Here is an 18,479-nt window from a genome sequence, read left to right on the forward strand (position 1 = left end):
CGATCAGTTCCTTTATGCGTTAATATGTTATCAAGATAACGCTATGAAAATACTGATAATTGGCGCTTCCGGAATACTGGGAAGCTACCTTACTGAAGAACTAAGCAAACGTCATGAAGTAATTACAGCGGGCCGAAATTCCGGTGACGTGCGATTTGATATGTCAGACACCAAAGCCCTTACCGATGTGCTGGAAAACAAGGGTCCGTTTGATGCCATTACTGTTGCCGCGGGACATGCCTACTTCGGAGCCCTGGATGGCATGACGGAAGAGAATCTTATTGAAAGCCTGAACAGCAAATTACTGGGCCAGGTGAAGCTCGTATTATACGGTCAGCATACTCTTTCCAGGGGCAGCAGCATCACACTGATTTCAGGCATACTGGCGGACGATCCGGTTGATAAGAGTTCGGCACTCGCCATGGTAAATGGTGGCATCAACGCATTTGTGAAAGCCGCTTCGCGCGAGCTAGCTCCCCGGGGAATCAGGCTTAACGTAGTCAGTCCCGGATTGGTAGAGCCGTCGGCTGCAAACCTGGGACCACTGTTTCCGGGCCATGTCCCGGTTTCCATGAAACGGGTAGTGGCCGGGTACCTGAAAAGTATTGAAGGAAATATTAACGGTGAAGTGATCCGGGTACAGTAATTATTCCCGTTCGGCTGACTCTGAAAGGATCATCTGGACCACTTCATCGGGTTCTTTTGAAACATCAGCTACGATGGCATTTTTCGGGACCTCCAGTGCCTCGAACTGGGAATCAAGCAGCGATGGAGGCATAAAATGGCCTGAACGTTCCTTAAGACGCTCCCTGATTAGTTCTTTCGTTGCTTCCAGGTATACCCATATTACGGGTCGGGGACCTGAGGCCAGGATTTCCCTGTAGGATGCTTTCAGGGCCGAACAGGCGAGTACACATCCGCCATCAGCATTCGATATCTCCTCCGCCAGGCGAAAGAGCCAGGGCCTGCGGTCCTCATCGTTAAGGGGCTGGCCCGACTTCATTTTTTCAATGTTGGCAGGTGGATGAAAATCATCGGCATCCAGGAATGGAACACCGGCCTTTTCTGCCAGGAGATTGCCGATAGTAGTCTTTCCGGACCCTGAGACACCCATAACAACGTAACAATTGTTCATTTCATTTTAAGAATTTCACGTAACTTCAGGTTATGAAGAAAATACTTATCCCGCTTTTTACTGTTCTGGCGCTCATTGTTGTATTCCCATTATCAGCGCAAGATCGCGAATATCCGGTGATCAAAGACTTTGGCGGCATCTATGATATCAAAGACGCCGACGTGAAGCCAGATCCTGAACTAATGTATAACATTGTCATTGATCTTGGCAGCACATCGAATGAAAAGAAATATGCCGATTACTATCTGGAGCGCGTGGCCCGAATGATGAACCTGCATGTGATCGGTGGTGTGAACCCATCAAATCTCAATGTTGTCGTGGTTCTTCATGCCAATGCCGTTAATACTCTCTTAAATCACCAATCGTATAATCAGAAATTCGGTTCCAACAATCCAAATATAGAACTGCTGGAACGTCTTCATGAAGCCGGGGCCGAAATCGTCGTGTGCGGCCAGTCACTTATCGGGCGCAACATCCGGGAATCCGAGATATACCCGGAAGTTAAGATTGCCACATCCATGCTCACCGCGGTAACAACCCTGCAGCTGAAAGGCTACGCACTGCTTCAGTTCTGAGGATTGTACAAGGCTTTTCCGGCGTCATAATACTTGTCCCCTTCTACCCAGAAAGGTTTTCCTGTATCGTCGGCTATCAGCCTGCACGCCATCACATAGGCACGGAAGAACTTCTCCAGGTAATCGTAATCCAGGTTATCCGGGTTATCGCGGGTCTGATGATAATATTTAAATATTTCCTCATCAAACGCCTGGAATCCCATGCTGAATGTGGGTGCGGGTATCCCTTCCCGGGCAAAATTCACGTTATCAGACCGGTCAAACAGTCCCTGTTCCTTGGCAGGATCGTCAATAGCCGTTAGTCCGAACATTTCACATGCCTTACGGATATGTTCGGCTTCAGTGGTTCGATCCAATCCTATGATGGTCGCAACCGATGTGTCGTTATACCCACCATTGTCGGAGTTAAAGCAATACACCATCTGATTCAGGGGCAGCAAGGGATTCTCAACATAGTAGCTGCTTCCCAACAGGCCCATTTCCTCTCCGGTAAAAAGAATAAACAACGCAGATCGTTTCGTGGGTTTTTTGGCAATACTTTCAGCCGCACTCATGACCGTTACAACCCCCACAGCGTTATCGCGTGCTCCATTATATATGGAATCACCCTCATCATTGGCCTTTCCGATGCCCACATGGTCATAGTGTGCAGAATAGATTATAAATTCATTTTTCAGAACGGGATCTGTTCCTTCCACCATACCCACAACATTTTTGGAATACATGTCCTTGCGATTTCGGGCACCAAGTGATACCATCATTTTCTGCTTCTTCGCCTTGTTGATGACATCCATATAAGCGCCTTCATAATCTTTTACCCATAACTGGAAGAATGACTGATCAGCCGATGGCTTGGGGGCTACCCGGTAACGTTCCGATTCCACGTATTGGCGAATACCAGCCCAGTTAAACGCTTCTGTACCCCAAAGCTCTATAATACCTGCGGCACCCCGTTCAAGAGCCCTGTCTGCCTTTTCTGTACCAGCAGTAAATACAGATCCGGTCGCACCTTCAGGCAATCCGCCATCCACTATGACGATCTTCCCTGTCAGGTCTTTTTTATACTTCCTGAAATCTTCTTCTGTGCCCAGCTTCAGATAGACCATTTCAGCCTCGCTGGTAACAGATTCACCACGAAGAACCAACATATCTTCCGGCTCCATATTTTCGCCGTTCAAACCGGCAGAAACATGAGCCGGCTTACTTACCGACTGCAGATGAACATACTGAAAGTAACCTTCATCTGCACCGGGCACAGGTTTCACGCCATATCGTGTGAAGGAAGATGAAATGTACTGCGCTGCGATATCAATTTCAGGTGATCCCGTTGCCCGGCCTCTGAGTTCATCGGAAGCCAGAAAGTAAATATGTCCCTGGATATTACTTTTCGTGACAATTTCTTCAACATGGGCCTTATCACCCTGGGCCCAGACCTGCAGGCCGGTAAGCAGTATAGCTAGGGCAAGTATTATTCTTTTTTTCATGGCATTTTTTGTTTCAAACGGGAATATAAAAACTCCCTCCCGATTCTCGGGAGAATTCATTAATTTTCTTCAAAAACAACATGGATAATCGTAATTATCTGGCAAGACTTCGTACCCAGATGGCTAATGAGCGAACGTTGATGTCATATTACCGTGGCGCGCTCGCACTTGTGGGACTCGGGGCTTTCATATTTAAGTTTTACGACTCAATATTTTTTATAGTTCTGTCAGGGATCAGTGTCCTTACGGGCGTAATTCTTTCAATCTACGGTACGGTTCGATACAGGAAATATAAACAGAAGTTACTCAAACGGACCGTTTAAACTGTTCAGTACGCTTTGGAAGCATCCAGCTGGAAATCTTTAAAATGTTCGTAGATCACAACAACGAATGATTCCTGTTCGGTTGAATTGTATGGAATTCCCACCTGCATTTCATCAAGTGGAACTCCAAAAATTTCATATTCAAAGGGATCCTCCAGTTTATTCCGGCCTACAAATACCGTAGTCATATCTTCGTGCTCAATTCCGTACTCATCCCGCCACAAATCAAACTGATTCATCCTTTTTCCAGGGGACATGGAATACACAATGGGGTTATCTGATAAATAGAAGGACAGCATTGAAGCTGTCTGATAGGAATCGGCGACGACCTGATAAGGCTCATCAATTGCATCCAACTTACCCTGTAATTCTGATGCCATGCTCTCCCATCCAATAACACGTTTCATAGGATTGTATTTTGCAGGAAGATTTGTAACCTCCGCTATGATGGGAATTAAAAAAAACAGAATCATTAATGTGCATACCAGCGCCATTCTGGGATAATACGGAAACTGTTTCCCTGAAATATTGCCGGCTATATAGATAGCTATCGGAGGCAATACAAAAAAAGTCCAGTTCACTTCTATACGTGTTGCGAGTGAAAGGATGAGAAAAAAGGATGCGACAGGCAATATGAAAAAAATGATGTAAAAATTATCTCCCTTCAGCCTGCCTTCGAAAAACTCACGGAATCCCCGCAAAATGATGATTGGAAATATGATTATCCACAAACCAAATTGTCCACCCAGAAACTCCAGGACTTGTTTGAAGCTGCGGATAAAACTTAGGTCTCCCGATCCCGACCCTCCACCGGCCAGCGCCCATACATGCTTGAAGGTTACCCAGTCATGAACATAATTCCAGTAGACAACGGGAAGGAGAAAAATCAGGGAAAGGAGGATCGACAAATACAGGAACGGATTGGTGAAGTGAGTTCTTGCCCTGAAAAAAATATAAACAAGGGCGAGTGGCCAAAAGAAAATCATGACATACTTGGAGAGCATTCCGAGTCCGACCGCCAGGCCGGTCCCGATCCAGTGCAACGGCTTACCGGAAATGGCTTTGTGAAATGCATACAGGGCCCACACCCAAAAAAGTGTAACAAGGCTGTCGGTCGTAAAGAAGAATGAAATGATCCAGAAATATGGAAAGGCAATCAAAAGCACCGAACTCCAAAAGGCCTTACGCGGATTTCCAAACATGGAAAATGAAAGTCTGTAAATCACAATTCCGATGAAGAAGCCGCAAAGAATGGCACAGATTCGAATTGAAAATTCCGTGTCTCCCAAAACGCCTGTCACCAGATAGTTCACCCAGGCAATCAATGGTGGCTTGGAATAATATGAAAGATCCGGGTATTTCGACCACACCCAGTACTGAGCCTCTTCAAAAAAGAGTGAGGTTCCGCCATAAAAGACGAAGAAAATTTTGAGCAGCGCAAAAGCAACATGTACCATTACCGCTCGCTGATAGAACGACAGTGAAAATGTAGATGAATTTGAACTGGCTTTGATCAATGAATCTATTTATTCATGCATAGAACTGCAGTATTGTACGACAACTAAGTCAATTTGTTAGGTAATACTACATTGTTTTGATTTATTCAACATGTGTAAAGGTAATATTCCTCCGAATGAATATCTTGTACCATGATTTTACCCACATATCATGCCCATACTTTTTATTGCGATGGCAAGGGAAGTCCCGAAGATTATATCCGAAATGCCATAGAACAGGGGCTATTTGCTTATGGGTTTTCATCGCATGCGCCGGTTCCTTTCCCGAATGACTGGAGCATGAAAAAAGACCTGGTTGAGGAATACATGGAGGAAATTGAGATTTTACGGGGCAGCTATTCGCAACTCATTGAAATCTATACCGGACTGGAGGCGGATTTCATTCCGGGTAAAACTGATCCCTTAACGGTAAAAAATGAATATAAGCTGGACTATGTAATCGGTTCAATTCATTATGTGAAGCAATTCAATTCCGGCGTCCCCTGGCAGATTGACGGGAATCCGGAAGATTTCGAACGGGGATACAATGAAATTTTTAACCGCAATGCCCAGGCTCTGATTACAGAATATTACGAGCTAACCCGCCGAATGATCCGGGAAGGATGTCCCGACATTATTGGCCACATGGATAAGATTAAAATGCATAATAAGTCGTTCCGACTTTTCAGTGAAGATGACAACTGGTACCAGCAGGAAGTACTTGCCACGCTGGAAGAAATCAGGAAGGCTTCAGCAATCATTGAGGTAAATACAAGGGGCATGTACAAGAAGGGTCTTAGCGAACCATATCCCGGAAGTTGGGCATTAACAAAAATCCGTGAAATGGGTATCCCGGTTATGCTCAGTTCAGACGCTCACCATCCCTCTGAAATTACGGCCAGCTACGATGCAGCGCTGGAGATTATAAAGGCTGCCGGAATCAGGGAAGTGATGGTGTTGAAAAAGAACCAGTTTGAACTGACCGGAATCGATTAATCCCCGAATAATCGTAAGGTATTCCTGGTGAATTTATTATTTCACTATTCCGACAGTACTTCCCAATCAGTATAATTACCTATTTTAGCGCGATGAAAAACTTCGCCTACCTACTTCTGCTCATTTTATTTGGAACAAGCTGTGCTTCGTCCTTAAAAATTGACGCCTCGATGAAAATGAATGACGAACCTGCTGACCGCTATTCAAAGCTTGCTGTACTGGTCATGTCTCCAAGGGAGTCTGTTCGGGCCAACCTGGAGGAAGCCATTGCTACGGAATTCAGAACACGTGGCATCAAGGCGGTAAGTACGTTCACTATGTTTCCACTGGCTAACCGGATGAATGAAATTGAACTCGATATCACGCCGGAAGAACGTGCTGCCGCAATTCGCGAGAAGATCCAAAGCCGTGAAATTGATGGTCTGATGATTATTGCCCTGCTCAATTCAGAACAGGAAACAAGATATGTTCAGGGACCTTCCCTATCGGTAGGCGCACCAACAGTTATCTATGATTCGCCCATCTATAATCAGCCTTATTCCGGGTACTACACCTATGCCCTGGCTACCGTTTATGGTAAGGGATATTACGAAACGAGCTCAACCTATTTCATCGAAGCCAATATGTACAACGCTTCGACCGAAAACCTGTTCTACACAGCTCAGGTAACACTAAAAGATCCGGGAAGAATGGGAGAAGAATCTGAAAAGTTTGCTGCCATGATCGTGGATGACGTGTTGAGAAAACAAGCTGTGGCGAAGTAATCTGAACCGAAAAGTTAGTAGGAATTGTCACGTACAGTTGATTAATTTTAGAAAAATCAACCGGCTAAACGATGACTGTCTTCAAATCCACAACGCGACGCATACTTTCAGGGGGTATATTGTTCCTGATCCCGCTGACCATCCTTGTACTTATCTTTGGTAAATTTTATGCCATGATCCAGCCTCTGGCTGAAAAACTGGGTGGTTTTTTCGGGGAGCATGTTTTTCTGGGAATAACTACAGTATCCGTTACCGGTTTTATTATCATTCTGCTTCTGGCCTACCTCTCGGGATGGCTGGTGCAGCTCGGACTTCTTAATTTTTGGGGACCGCGGATGGAAGAAACTCTCTTCAGGGTTTTTCCAAGTATGCAGATGTTTAAATACCGCCTGCTTCCGGATGAGGAGATAGAAAAATTACTTTGGAGGGCCATCCTGCTGCCGGAGGATAAACATTACAGAATTGCTTTTATCACCGATGATTCACAACCTGACCACCTGTCCATTTTCGTTCCTGATGCACCCAGAATGGATGCCGGAGAGGTTCGACTGATGAAAAAGTCAGAATTCAAAGGAATTGAGATATCCATGAAGGATGCAATGAATGCCCTATTCCATTTTGGAAGAGGAATGAAACTTTAGTCAGTAGTCAGTAGTCAGCCTGCCTGCCGGCAGGCAGGTAGTCAGTAGCGGGCTTGTTTTCAGAACTACTGACTAAAAATACTCATCTGATCCCTGTTTTCAAGCTCCAGCAGATGTTTCTTTCTAGGCAATCCTCCAGCATAACCGGTGAGGTCGCCATTGCTGCCGATCACCCGGTGGCATGGCACAATGATGGCGATCCTGTTCTGTCCGTTGGCGCTGGCCACAGCCCTGACCGCAGACGGTTTGCCAAGAAGATTTGCCTGCTCCTTATAACTGCGGGTCCTTCCATATGGAATTGTCAGCAACTGATTCCATACCTGTTGTTGAAACGGTGTACCCGGCATATCCAGGGGTATGGTAAATTCCTTGCGGGTACCCTTAAAATATTCCCCGATCTGCTGTTCCGTTTGCTCATGTATCTCGTTATGCCCTGCAATGATCTTTGCTTGTAAACGTTTCGACAATTCCTCAAACTCGGTTTCCAGCGCACGCCGGTCAGTGAATTCCAGCAGGCAAAGACCTTTATCAGACGTACCCGCATACATCGGCCCTAGGGGCGTGGTGAATCGGTGAAGCATGATTATGTTCATGTTGGAAATAGCGGTCGGACTTGCTTCAAATATAGACTTAAATGAATAACCCATCCCGCTGAGTGATTCAAAACCGGAATCAAAGGCCGCGGTACTTACGCGATCCCCGGATTTCAACTTTTCATAAGCCATGTTTAGACGGATCATACGCTGATACGCCTGGAAAGTCATATCCAGATGCCGCTTGAACCACCTGCGGATCTTTTCAGGCTGATAGCCGAGTGACCTGATCTTCTGATCATTGATTTTATTTTCCGGCTTTTCCAGGACAAGGCCCATCAGATGTTGAACATCTGCAGGTGGGGCATCGATATTTTCGGTAGGCCGGCAAATTTTACACGGACGGAAACCATGCTGTAAGGCTTCTTTTGGAGTCCTGAAAAAACTAACATTTTCGGGCTTGGGTTTGCGCGCCCGGCAGGTTGAAATGCAGAATATCCCGGTGGTCGTGACACCAGCGAAGAAAATTCCCGCATACCTGGTATCCCGTTTCGTAAGTGCCTTGTAGAATTCCTCCCTGATTTCAGGATCGTTGATCATTGGTGCTTCCATTTAGAATTATAAAGAAACCAAAACGGAAATTCGTTTTCAACCGAAAACTCGACAAGTATTTTTTTATACGAACCAATTAAATATTCTTATTCCCGAATACTATTCAATTGACCCTCAAAATTACTGTCCATTCCTGTTTTTATACCATTCAGTCAGAAAATCGTGCAGTTCACTCCAATCTGCTCAACCTATGATTTTAATGACGGTTAATGTAGTGTTAAACCACAAATTACACTGCTATGAAAACTTTGAACTACATCAAAATCATGTTTGCAAGCTTGCTAATGATCATTTTCGCAGGCTGTCAGGAGGAAAATAATCCTGCTCCTATTCAGGATACCAACCTCACAGACATTATGTCGACCCTGGAGAACTTCGACGAAGAGCTGACTTATAACATCTATGAGTCCAGGGAGAATTCAAATTCAAGAAACTGGCGCAGAGGCCTAACAATTGCTGCACAGGTGATCAAGCGTCCAACTTTCTTCACATTGTCGGTTGCCCTGAAAGATGCCGGTCTTTTTCAGACTGTTGTTAAAAATAAATTAACTGTTCTGGCCCCTACCGATGACGCATTCTTCGCACTGGGAATAACACCCGAGAATGTTGGAAGCATTCCCAATTTACGTGAAATCCTGCTGTATCATGTGTTGGAAGGAAAGGTAAGAGCCCGCGACCTGGAAGAGGGATATGTAACCTCTTTAAACGGCGCATCCATACGAGTATCTCTCGAAAATGGTGTGTTCTTTAATGAGTCTGAAGTTATTCGTGCTGACAAGCGTGCCCTTAATGGTATCGTGCACGTAATTGATCAGGTTCTTCTGCCCACTTCTTTACTGGATTTGGTTAATGGAAATGAAAATTTCTCCATTCTGAAAACAGCGATTGAGACTGCCGGACTGGAATCGGCACTATCAAATCCAGCGGCCGGACTAACCGTTTTTGCACCTACCAACGACGCATTCGTTAGCCTGCTGGAAGAATTGAATTTAACAGCAGCCCAATTGTTGGCTAACCCGGACCTGACTACTATTCTTCTGTATCATGTATTCAACGGTGAGGTTTTCTCAACTGATCTGTCAAATGGACTCAATGTTGATATGCTGGCAGGCGGAAGCATCACCTTTGATCTCACAGGAGCACCTTCAATTATCGATGGAGCCGGCAGAACCATTCCACTGAATACGGGACTGCTTGATATACGTGCAACGAATGGTGTTGTACATGTAATCGACCGTGTATTGCTTCCATAAAAGTAATTTAAACCAATATAATGCCCTGCAATAATTAATTGCAGGGCATTTTTTTTATCCAAACATATTCAGCCAACGCAGGATTCCATTTAAACCTACACGAGACCACTGATTGAAAGCCATTTCGGCATCTCACAAATTTTTAATACTTTCTGTGCAGGTCAATCAATTATCGTCATGTCAAAAACTCACTTGTCAATCCTGTTGTGCATGTGCATTGCATATGCGGTAAACGGCCAAATCTCGACGTACAACCCCTTCTTTTTTAGTAATGATTCCAATGTCACTAAAACAACGCCCTACGAGCTTCTGGCACTAGGGAAAATGCACTATGATCCCACCTGGAATGCAGGCAACATCTATCTCACTAACGGGGACTCGCTGATAGCCTACTATCTGCGTTATGATATTATAAAAAATAGCCTGGAGGTGATCATCAACCGAAAGTTTTACACCATACACAATTCTCAGATCTCATCATTTGAGTGGTTTAGCGGAAACCGGCTGAGTATTGAGAAATTCATCCGCAGGGATGTCTTTGAATTTGAAAACGCGGAGAATTACATCGGTTTTGCTGAGGTGCTGGAGGACGGCGAGGTAAGACTTCTGAAAATCAAAGAGATCATTTACCGCGAACACGCATCCTCCACCCTGGTGCCGGAAAATGCCGAGGGTTCCGATATACTCATTCTTGAGAAATATTTCCTGGTAAAGGACAATCATATCCATGAACTGGCAACCGGGAAAAAACGTAATCTGGAGTTTCTGAATTCTGAAGAGCTGGAAACCCATGTAAAAGAGGCAAGGCTCAGTTTTAGTGTGGAAGGAGATCTGAAGTCGATTGTTCGGTACTATAATTCACATTGTATTGACTAGCGCGATTCGTGCTCCTCAACCATTTTTTTCAACTCGGCAATCCGCTTTTCCTTTACGGGCTGCCTGAATTCACGGGCGAATGGCGTGTGATAGGTATGGGCTTCGAGGAATCTGATCTGCATTTTGTTCCATTCATTGGTATCATGAACAATATCAAATGCCTGCAATTCCCTGAAAAGCTCCCCGCTGATATTGTAAAAGTTGTTCCTTCCGAGGTAGTCCAGGTCTGAATCACAAATAATTTTTTCCAACTCCGTTTTTGGATTTTGAGGTATCTTGGTCGCACGGATCAGCCCATGAATTACATCGATATCTTCCTGAGGCATGCCATATTCAGAAAGTAATTTTTGTGAAATCTCAACTCCGCGTTCCTCATGGTCCACATTGGAAACGGTAAAACCAATATCATGAAGCAGGGCACCCAGACGCAGAAGTTTGGCGGTATGATCATCAAGTTTTCTTCGTTCTATATACTCGTTGCATACTTTCAGAACATCCAGTGTATGATCTATACTGTGATAGTACAGATGATCCGGAAGTTCCTTATCCAAAATATCGAGTACACTTTGTCTAATCTTGATGTAGCCTTTCATCCGTTAATATTAAGCTCAAATCAAAGCCGCACCGCCCAGAAAATAATAATCAGGATCACGGCAATAAAACTCAGCGCGAAGAACTTCAGCGACTTTTGAACGCTGCTGAATTTCTGATCGATGATCTTACTTTCAATATGAATCTGCTGACTCAGCTGATAGTAAAGCTCATGCTCGCTACTGCATACTTTCATTAATTTCTTACTGTATTCCTTAACATCTCCAAAGGCATATGCGGCATCTCTGAAGAAAAATACATTTTTATCATACTTTAATTCCAACCGGGGTGTGAAACACCGGAAACAGTAATAAATAGACATGAATACGAACAATATCCAAATAACTGTCAAAATAACAAAAACAATATTCTGTTTAAATATGGATTGGAAATATTCAAGACGGTCTACAAACAGGCCAATAACCAAACTGTGGAATGAAAAAATCACCCCGGCTTTTAATTCAGAAGCCCGAATTAACTTCTCAAGACGTTCCAGTTGCTCCCAGTAATTATTGGGATCATGAATCACATCTTCATAGTTTTCCTCAACAGGTTTTTCCCCGGTATCTTTCAATCTATTTCAATTATTTCCTAAATATAGCTGAATTAATTTTTAGATTCCTCTGAGCCCTGATGCACTGAATTGTGATTCAGTTCTTTCTCACCATCCACAAAATACATATTCATCATGCCCTTGTTTTTCACAAAGATCTCACCCCGAAAACTGCATGTATAGTAATCTTTAATCAGCTCATACGTATTTTCTGAAATATTAATTTTGCCCGGTTCTGAAGTTGACTCCATCCGGGCTGCCACATTCACCGTATCACCCCAGATGTCATAGGCAAACTTCTTGGTGCCAACTACTCCGGCTACGACCGGCCCCGTATTTATTCCGATCCGGATATCAAAGGCAATGAATTCCGGATCATCCCTGTGCTTGGCCTCATCGATAATCTGAAGTATTTCAAACGCTGCCTTGATCATTTTTCTTGGGTGACTGTCATCAGGAAACGGCAATCCGCCTGCACACATATATGCATCCCCAATCGTTTTGATCTTTTCCAGTCCATATTTAGTCATCACCGCATCGAACCGCGAGAAATAATAGTCAACTGTTTCTACCAGCTGTTCTGGCGAAAGCTGGTGTGAATGGGCCGTAAATCCCTTAAAATCGGTGAACATCACCGTAACTACGTCAAATTTCTTGGCAGCGACCTTGCCCTTTTGCTTAAGTTCACGGGCAGTTTCTTCGGGCAGAATATTTAACAGGAGGTTTTCTGACCGGGCAGTTTCCTGATTGATAATCTTATTGGTACGCTTAATAAAACGGTACCGGTTAAATACTCCAACCGCCAGCAGCAGCACTAAACCTGCCGAAAAGAAGGACGCATAGGAGATATAGGTTTGCCGTTTTTCACGCTCCTGCAATACTTCCGCCTCCTTCTCCAGCAATCCTATCTGGTCCTGCTTCTTCTCCAGTTCATAGTCGAACTGCAGCCTCCTGATCTTGTCATCGGTCTCAATATTAAAAACGGAATCCTTTTGGGCAAGGAATAATCGCTGGAAATCATAGGCGTTTTTATAGTCGCCATTTGATGCATATACTTGAGACATTTCTCCATAGATATCACGTAACTCGGTATTGGTTCCCAATGCGTCCGCCAGTGTTCTGGCTTGAGAAAACAATACGAGAGCAGTGTCCGGATTTTGTGTTGTGTAAATCTTTCCCAGCTCAATCAAAGCCTGAACCTCATCAAGCCGGTAATTATTCACCCTGGCGATCCTGTAAGCCTCATTCAAATAGCTTACAGCTTTATCATTATTACCCAATTCATGCTCAATCTGTCCGAGTAGATTCAGGTTGTGCGGATGATCCTGAGTGTTCAGCGTATAATTGAGCGCCTCCACAAAAATTTCGCGTGCATTCTCATTTTCCTTTTCCTTAAAATAAATCTCGCCTATACCCATGAGGTATCCGGCATTGATCTGCGGATCATTCAAATCCTTCAGGTAAGGTTCAATCTGCTTAAAATAATCAAGTGCCTTATCGTAGTCCTTAAGCTGGCCGTAAAGTCCGCCTATATTGCCCAGAACAGACGTGATCCGGAGCGGGTCACCCAGTTTTTGCGAAACACTTAAGGATTGCAGGTAATTGTCCAGCGCCTTTTGGTAGATACCCTGACTGTAAAAGACGGCTCCCAGGTTACTGGTCATATTGGCGATTCCGAGTGAATCGGGGATCTGTTCAAACACCTCCTTGGAGCTGGTCCAGCTATCCAGGGCATTCATGAAATCACCCTGGTAATAATAGGCCAACCCCATATTTTTCAGCGCCAGTGCCTGGCCGGGCAAACTTTCAATTTCAACAGCGAGGTTATTCGCCTCCGTGGCATAATCCAGTGCACCCGGGATGTCTTCATTATACAGGGTGGCAATTGCCAGGTTATTCAAAATCGATATTCGCGAAGAATCAGGAGGATTTGCCGTCAGCAAATTCCTCAGACTATCCTGCTCAGGTGTCGTTTGGGAGAACAAATCACCCGTAAGCGTTACCAAACAGCACAGTATTACGTATTTCAACGCAGTTTTGGGTATCATCAAATTTATTCTTTCTTAACAGTATACATCTGCACACCATCCTTGGTAATGCATCGAACCACATAAATTCCGAGTGGAACAGCAGACATATTCACCTGCAGCGATTCACCTTGATTTCCATTAAGATAACCATTAAATATTAACAGTCCGAAATTATCAAACACCTGAACCTGGGTATCATCCTCCACATTCTTCTGAATGGTAAGAGAACTCACCACGGGATTCGGATAAACCGAATAGGACCCGATGCTCTCCACGCTATAGGAGTCGCATCGGTTGGAATTGGCACTGGCAGAGGATGTAGTACTCGACTTATTGGTACTTTCAAGCGATGTCAGGTTCCACTTCAGGATTTTTCCATCACTGCCGTCAAAGCGAATCTGGAAAGTACCCGATCCGGGCAGGAAAACTTCCGGCAGGTCCCCTACAAATGGCGCTGTTCCGTCCAGGTAGTTATCAGGACCTTCAAGAATATAAACCGGCACATCATTCGGGTTTTCATACCTGAAATTCGCAACGAGCGTGTATCCGTCAGGATCTGAAACCTCCTCAACGCAATCCAGGTATGCCCGAATCTTGCGATTAATGTCATTATAGGAATTAATGTAAACCTTGGCTTCAGTGACATAATTAACCGTATAATTTCCCGGCTCCACAATTCTTATATTAAATACACCATAATCGCCTTCCGTATAGGCATTGCCATTCGCATCAGTGAGTATATATTCTATGCCTTCCGGAAAGACAATGCTTTCATCCTGATCAAAAACAAAGCCCGAAAAATGACTGACGATAGATGCAGGATCAAACACTTCACCCAGTTCCACAAAATAATCCTGAATCTCCACAGACAACGCTGCCGGTGTAATCGTAATATTACCACTGGTGTAACTCAAATTGAGATTGGCACCTACCGCCGAGAGGAACGCTCCCGGATAGGTCTTGTGCAAGCCGGTCTCTGTAGTTGTCACATCCAGTCCTGTAATTAAGTTCAGCGAATAGAGTGTTGAGATCCTTCGATCTTCGGCATCTGTCGGCGCATCCTCCTCATCGATTATGGCGAAAATATTCGCATAATCATTCTGGTCGGTTTCATCCCCCAGGCCGGTATCATTCACAATTGGCCTGAATTTATTTTCAACCGACAATTCAACATTATTACTGAGCAGATCAGTACCGTTAACAATCGCCTTGAATTTGTTTACAATGGCTTTGAACTTATTGGTGGTTCCGTCATTGCTGGAATTATTATAGTCAAGGAAATTCTCAATCTCCAGATCAATAATATTCATTCCATTTACTATCGGCTTGAAACGGTTTTCAAGTATATATTCACTGGACATCCAGCTTCCATTCGACAACAGTTCCAAAATATCCAGGTCATTCACGATCGGCCTGAACTTATTCACGAGAATCAGTGAATTTTCCGGATAGAAAGTGGAGCCATATGAATTGCTCAAGGTTTGTTCGAAGTCTTCGGCATCCGCGATACCTTCATTACTGTAGCTAAATGTCGGCGTAAGCACAACCGGTTCACCATATACAAAGGTGGCATCCTCCAGTCCCACCTGGACATCCAGACGGTTCACCCTCAGAAGTCCGCCGGCAAAATTGATTTGTGCGATGGATGGGTGATCAGCCGGGAGCATCTCAGCAAGTCCGGGTGTAACCAGGTACGTATTCACATCCGGATAGGGAAATGTAGCTGACGAAGTAAATGTGATCCCTGGTAAGCTGAGGGATTCGAGGGTAACACCTTCAGGGAGCCCTGTAACCGAGGCTGTAAACGTTACAGACTGACCATAACCGGCCTCAATATCATCGGCCTTGATGGTTATAGCATATCTGCCGTCCTCAAAGAAATAAAGCGGGTTGGAAGTACTTTTGTCATTTCCCGTGGGCGTTATACCATCGGTGTTTACGGTAAGGGCAGGGTTTCCAACAAATGGATTAACGCGTGCCTGAATTTCATTTTCAGTGACGGATAGGATTTCCAGTTCCTCGCCATTGAACATGACTGTCGGACTTGCAGGAAAATATTTTCCGAGGATCGTTACAACAAACGGCTCCGCACTGGGCGTTTTACCATCCTCAACGATCAATGTGGTAATCTGTGCTTTCTGGGCGGCAATGCTTCGAAAAGCCGCGAGTGTGTTGGTTAATCCAGCGCCAGACTGCAGTACATTCCCTGCTGGCGTGGCTGTCTGCTGGAACAATTGCAAAACACCATCCAACTGCGCATTTGTAGTTGTGCCTTCAGTAAGTGCGGCGGCTACCGGTAAACCGTCAGGATACCAGGTAGGAAGTGCCGAAAGCATCAGCGCAAAGGCGCCGGCTGCATGGGGTGCAGCTGCAGATGTTCCAAAGAAGTTATTAAACCCATTTCCATCCGAATCACTTCCAAAAGCTTCCAGGTTCACATCCACACCATCCGGTGCAGATAAATCAACGGCAACACTGCTCATATCAGGCAGCATGCCGCCAAAAGATGAAAAAGGCTGAGGAACCGGATTTTCCGCAGTCTCATAGAAATTCGCACCGACGGTAATCACTTCACCTACGCCCGCATGCCCGGTAATGGTTGGTCCGCCGGCATATTCCGTAAACTCAAGTCCGGCCGACTGGAACGCTACATATCTGAACGACAGACCCGGAGGAACCGTTCCGTCGGCAGAAGTAATCATTAAATTAGCCGATCCGTTGCCTATGGCTTCAAAGACCATTACCTCGGTAGGGTCCTGTTCGCTGCTGAAAAGATTGTTACTTACCAGCAGACGGCCGAGGTTATCGACCACATAAATATCAAGATCTGTTTGTGCACCCTCGGCAACCAGTTCACTGGCCAGTGGTTCACTCCATTGCAATACGATCATGTAGGTCCTTCCAGCAGTAACCGTGAAATTCTGAAGATAATCTTCTGATCCATCCGGATTGGTCCCGAATACGTGTGCAACCGCCGGTCCGCCAGCAGGAAGAAAATTAGTAGTAAGCGGAGTGGTTGATGGATTGAAAACGCTTTGATAGGCATTATCGGCAAAATTTCCAGCAGAACTGAAATAGCCTTTCCCGTCGATCTGAACAAAATCCTGTATCACCTGACCAATACGGCTGATGCCAAAGAATTTCTCAGTGACGAACGTCACATCATCCACGATCAGATCACAATCAGCGGCTGCCAGTGCCTGCACACCCAGCTCAAAACTGCGGGGTGAAATGGTACCGGTATGGAATGACAATTCCGCACCAGGGGCAACATCATGAATAATTTGCATCATGGCCCTGCCCTCATCGGATTGCACGCCAAACGGATAGTCAAGTAAAACTTCTACCGGTTGTTCGTAATTGTTCGGGTTGCCCACGCCGGGAAGATCTCCATTCAGCACATCAACGGTCAGCTTGGACTGACCGGTGAATGGCTGCGTATTCACGCTATTTGATATCACACCGATCTTGACACCCCTGCCATCGATGGGAACAACCTGGTCATCGATTACCGTATTAAATGATTCCCGAACAATATCCGAAGTTTGCACAGAATCACCCTGGGAGGTGACAACGCCCTGTCCAACGAAGGACGGATACATCGTGCGGACGAAATTGATGATATCAAAATATTGGTTCAGGTCAAGGAGCCGCGGTATGGGGAAGAAGACATCAATTGTGGGTAGCTCATTGTCGATGATGACCTGCGGATCAATTACGAAATCCGTTTGGGTCAGGTCGGCGTTGAATGCCAGTCCGAATTCATTTTCCAGCAGGTTAATCACGTCCTCAAGATGGTTTTCCTTGTATATGATCTCCACAAACACCTTGTTTTGTGCATTGATCTGGTAAACAAGATCTGAAGGCACGTCTCCTGCATTGCCCTCGGCAAGCGCATTCAGAGCCAGGTCAATTACCTGGTCGATCTTGCCGGTACCCTGTACATACACAGGAAATATGATCCCGTCGTTCGGGTCTGTATTTTCACAATGCGATGAATTCGCGCTGGCAATGACCGTATGAATTTTACCATTCGGATTGACGACGTTCCACTGTACGGATTCTCCTTTGCTGAACTGACGGTAAAAAGCCTTATCAACATTTCCGGGTTTAAAGGTGTTGATGGCACGGGATTTCTTTTTGCCATTATTCGTAAGCACATAGCTGTCGTCCTCAAGTACTATAAGATCTTTGTTATTAGGATTTTCATAGCTGAAGGATGCACTGTACATTCCGTTTCCGATGTACTCCTGACATGCCCTTACGATGATGTCCTTGGTGCCATTGCCTCCTCCTTTCTGTGCAAATAACGATTGTGAGAAAAACAGTGGAATGATGAGACAAAGTGATGTCTTAATCCAGGCAGTACAGAAGCCATTCTGACGATACCTGCGGCGCGTATTAATTTTTTTCATTTCTATAGACCAGGTCGGGTTCAAAGCCTGAATAATTATTCTTCACCTCGTAGGGTAAAGGTTAATAGGCAGACTCTTTAGTTCGTTTATAGTGGTTTTTTATCGGAATATACCGATTGTGGGAAAGCCTTCATGATTTGGTTATGAACACACTTTCCATCTTGCTCAAGATATGAAAAATTTAGGTCATCATGTACTATAC

16 protein-coding genes are annotated in these 18,479 nt (G+C 44.9%); 8 read left to right on the forward strand and 8 right to left on the reverse strand.

The genetic code is table 11. The features are described from left to right. Window positions 1-43 precede the first annotated feature (43 nt). Window positions 44-646, forward strand: coding sequence for a short chain dehydrogenase (locus tag LDX50_RS01145; RefSeq protein ID WP_225696568.1), 603 nt, complete (start codon window positions 44-46; stop codon window positions 644-646). Here LDX50_RS01145 and LDX50_RS01150 read toward each other — a convergent pair whose 3' ends face one another. Next, window positions 647-1,135: a gluconokinase gene (locus LDX50_RS01150; RefSeq protein ID WP_225696569.1), complete on the reverse strand. Its 489-nt coding sequence runs from the start codon at window positions 1,133-1,135 to the stop codon at window positions 647-649. Between the two features lie 32 nt (window positions 1,136-1,167). Between LDX50_RS01150 and LDX50_RS01155 the strand changes: the two genes are divergently transcribed. After that, window positions 1,168-1,710 (forward strand): DsrE family protein, encoded by a 543-nt coding sequence (locus LDX50_RS01155; RefSeq protein ID WP_225696570.1) that lies wholly within the window; start codon window positions 1,168-1,170, stop codon window positions 1,708-1,710. Here LDX50_RS01155 and LDX50_RS01160 read toward each other — a convergent pair. Further along, window positions 1,701-3,194, reverse strand: coding sequence for a M28 family peptidase (locus tag LDX50_RS01160; RefSeq protein ID WP_225696571.1), 1,494 nt, complete (start codon window positions 3,192-3,194; stop codon window positions 1,701-1,703). The two genes, LDX50_RS01155 and LDX50_RS01160, sit on opposite strands and share 10 nt — an antisense overlap. 80 nt (window positions 3,195-3,274) lie before the next feature. On the opposite strand from LDX50_RS01160, the gene LDX50_RS01165 reads away from it, so the two are divergent. Next, entirely contained in the window at window positions 3,275-3,517 is a 243-nt protein-coding gene (locus LDX50_RS01165) for a DUF202 domain-containing protein (protein ID WP_225696572.1), read from the forward strand. Window positions 3,518-3,522: 5 nt separating this feature from the next. Here the strand turns inward: LDX50_RS01165 and LDX50_RS01170 are convergent, their stop codons facing one another. After that, window positions 3,523-5,034, reverse strand: a complete 1,512-nt coding sequence (locus LDX50_RS01170) for a glycosyltransferase family 39 protein (RefSeq protein ID WP_225696573.1) — start codon at window positions 5,032-5,034, stop codon at window positions 3,523-3,525. A 132-nt stretch (window positions 5,035-5,166) separates the two neighbouring features. Between LDX50_RS01170 and LDX50_RS01175 the strand changes: the two genes are divergently transcribed. The 3 genes from LDX50_RS01175 to LDX50_RS01185 all read left to right on the forward strand — a co-directional run bounded on the left by LDX50_RS01175 (window position 5,167) and on the right by LDX50_RS01185 (window position 7,414). Then, window positions 5,167-6,009, forward strand: a complete 843-nt coding sequence (locus LDX50_RS01175) for a histidinol-phosphatase (protein WP_225696574.1) — start codon at window positions 5,167-5,169, stop codon at window positions 6,007-6,009. 92 nt (window positions 6,010-6,101) lie between these two features. Continuing rightward, on the forward strand, window positions 6,102-6,773 hold the full coding sequence (locus tag LDX50_RS01180; RefSeq protein WP_225696575.1) for a hypothetical protein: 672 nt from the start codon (window positions 6,102-6,104) through the stop codon (window positions 6,771-6,773). Between the two features lie 71 nt (window positions 6,774-6,844). After that, window positions 6,845-7,414, forward strand: a complete 570-nt coding sequence (locus LDX50_RS01185) for a DUF502 domain-containing protein (protein ID WP_225696576.1) — start codon at window positions 6,845-6,847, stop codon at window positions 7,412-7,414. Between the two features lie 65 nt (window positions 7,415-7,479). Here LDX50_RS01185 and LDX50_RS01195 read toward each other — a convergent pair whose 3' ends face one another. Further along, the gene (locus LDX50_RS01195; RefSeq protein WP_275951752.1) at window positions 7,480-8,559 is read right to left on the reverse strand and encodes a bifunctional transcriptional activator/DNA repair enzyme AdaA; all 1,080 of its coding nucleotides are present in this window, start codon (window positions 8,557-8,559) and stop codon (window positions 7,480-7,482) included. A gap of 239 nt (window positions 8,560-8,798) precedes the next feature. On the opposite strand from LDX50_RS01195, the gene LDX50_RS01200 reads away from it, so the two are divergent. Further along, window positions 8,799-9,812: a fasciclin domain-containing protein gene (locus LDX50_RS01200; RefSeq protein ID WP_225696577.1), complete on the forward strand. Its 1,014-nt coding sequence runs from the start codon at window positions 8,799-8,801 to the stop codon at window positions 9,810-9,812. 177 nt (window positions 9,813-9,989) lie between these two features. Continuing rightward, window positions 9,990-10,688 carry a hypothetical protein gene (locus LDX50_RS01205; RefSeq protein WP_225696578.1) on the forward strand — a complete coding sequence of 233 codons (699 nt, stop codon included), beginning with the start codon at window positions 9,990-9,992 and terminating at the stop codon, window positions 10,686-10,688. Here the strand turns inward: LDX50_RS01205 and LDX50_RS01210 are convergent. The 4 genes from LDX50_RS01210 to LDX50_RS01225 are packed head-to-tail and all read right to left on the reverse strand — an operon-like array spanning window position 10,685 to window position 18,277. Continuing rightward, window positions 10,685-11,281: an HD domain-containing protein gene (locus LDX50_RS01210; protein WP_225696579.1), complete on the reverse strand. Its 597-nt coding sequence runs from the start codon at window positions 11,279-11,281 to the stop codon at window positions 10,685-10,687. The two genes, LDX50_RS01205 and LDX50_RS01210, sit on opposite strands and share 4 nt — an antisense overlap. Window positions 11,282-11,301: 20 nt before the next feature. Further along, a complete protein-coding gene (locus tag LDX50_RS01215; protein WP_225696580.1) occupies window positions 11,302-11,853 on the reverse strand; it encodes a Pycsar system effector family protein in 552 nt (183 codons plus the stop codon). Window positions 11,854-11,885: 32 nt separating this feature from the next. After that, on the reverse strand, window positions 11,886-13,880 hold the full coding sequence (locus LDX50_RS01220) for an adenylate/guanylate cyclase domain-containing protein (protein ID WP_225696581.1): 1,995 nt from the start codon (window positions 13,878-13,880) through the stop codon (window positions 11,886-11,888). Window positions 13,881-13,885: 5 nt separating this feature from the next. Further along, window positions 13,886-18,277, reverse strand: a complete 4,392-nt coding sequence (locus LDX50_RS01225) for a S8 family serine peptidase (RefSeq protein ID WP_225696582.1) — start codon at window positions 18,275-18,277, stop codon at window positions 13,886-13,888. Between the last annotated feature and the right edge of the window lie 202 nt (window positions 18,278-18,479).

Source organism: Fulvivirga sedimenti (assembly GCF_020328055.1).